This is a genomic window from Infirmifilum sp. (assembly GCF_049970975.1).
GTDB lineage: Archaea > Thermoproteota > Thermoprotei > Thermofilales > Thermofilaceae > Thermofilum > Thermofilum uzonense.
Genome location: NZ_JBMFLX010000207.1, coordinates 1 through 1,612, shown reverse-complemented (window position 1 = coordinate 1,612; position 1,612 = coordinate 1). Strand labels below are relative to the sequence as shown.

The following is a 1,612-nucleotide window of genomic DNA, read 5'->3' as shown; positions in this document are numbered from 1 at the left end:
TGTACAGGAAGGTGGTATAGCTCAACCCGTGGCCGAAGGGGTATGCGGGCTCGACGCCGAAGGTGTCGTAGTACCTGTAGCCAACGTATATTCCCTCCTCGTATACTACTCTCTTCGGGTTGTCTGGTGGCTCCCCTGGGAAGGTCCAGGATGGCACGTGAGCGTAGTCTCTAGGAAACGTTACTGGTAGTTTTCCTGATGGGTTTATCCGCCCCGTTAGAGCGTCCACTATGACCCTGCCAGCCTCCTGCCCCGGCTGCCATGCAAGCAGTATGGCGTCGGCTAGACCGCGCCAGCTCGCGACCTCTACGGGGTTACCGATGTTGAGGACCACGATGACCTTCTTGCCGGCACTCCTGAACGCATTCGAGACTTTCTCCAGCAGCCATCGCTCGTCGCTGCTTAGGTAGAACTCTTCCGGGGTTAGGTCGTAGCCTTCCCCTGAGACGCGTGAGAAGACTACGACTGCGGCGTCGCTCCTCGCGGCTGAGGCCTCTATGATACTTTCCGGGAGGAAGTTCTCGGAGAGCGTGGGCTTGTCGGGCTCGTCCTTGAAGCTTTGCTCGATATTCGGCATTTCATCCTTCAAGGCCTCCTCGTAAGTCTTGGCGACCTCCTCGTCTATCCTGAGCCCCCTCTCCCTAGCCGCGTTGAGGACGGTGGACACGTAGGGTGGATGAGTGTGCCCGCTGCCCTGGCCGCCCTTAACCGTTGCCACGTGTCCCGTGCCGAAGAACGCTATCCGGGCATCGGCTGGGAGCGGGAGGGCTTGGTTGTTTTCCAGGAGTACTAGGCCCTCGGCGGCGGCCTCGTATGCTATCCTAGCGTGCTCCTCTAGGTCTGGTTTCATCGAGGGCTTGTAGCCCTTGAAGGCTGGGGAGTCTGCGAGTACTCTTAGAACCCTTTCGAGGCTCCTATCAACCACCTCCATGCCTAGCTTACCCGATCTAACCGCCTCCAAGAGCTCCTTCACCTTATCCTCCCCGCCGGGCATTATCATGTCGTTCCCAGCCCGTAGCTGTCTCGAGACGTCTTCGCCCGCGCCCCAGTCCGTCATCACGAAGCCCTGGAATCCCCACTCCTCCCTGAGAACCCTCGTCAAAAGCCACTCGTTTTCAGAGCAGTGAACACCGTTTAGCTTGTTGTACGCGCTCATAACAGCCCAGGGCCTCCCCTCCTTTACGGCTATCTCGAAAGCCCTGAGGTATATCTCCCGCAGCGCACGCTCTGAGACAACAGTGTCTAGGCCCCAACGCCCAGTCTCCTGCTCGTTCGCGACGAAGTGCTTAACACATGCACCCACGCCCGTGGACTGTACCCCCCTCACGTAGGCGGCCGCCATCACGCCGGAGAGGAGAGGATCCTCGGAAAAGTACTCGAAAAGCCTGCCACCAAGAGGGTTCCTGTGTATGTTAAGCGCCGGCGCTAGGAGCACGTCCACGCCGTAGGCGAGGGCCTCCTCGCCGATCGCCCGGCCAACCTTCTCGACGATCTCGGGACTCCATGTTGACGCCAGCATGACCGCGACGGGGAAAGCGGTTGCGGTGCAGCATCCCCCCTCTATCCTGACGCCCGCGGGCCCGTCGGCAAGCACGAAGCCTGGAATCCCGAC

At 60.2% G+C, this 1,612-nt stretch carries 1 protein-coding gene; it reads right to left on the bottom strand.

The genetic code is table 11. The features are described from left to right. The coding region (locus ACP5KC_RS10585; RefSeq protein WP_428287572.1) for a glycoside hydrolase family 3 N-terminal domain-containing protein at nt 1–1,612 on the bottom strand (1,612 nt) is incomplete at both ends.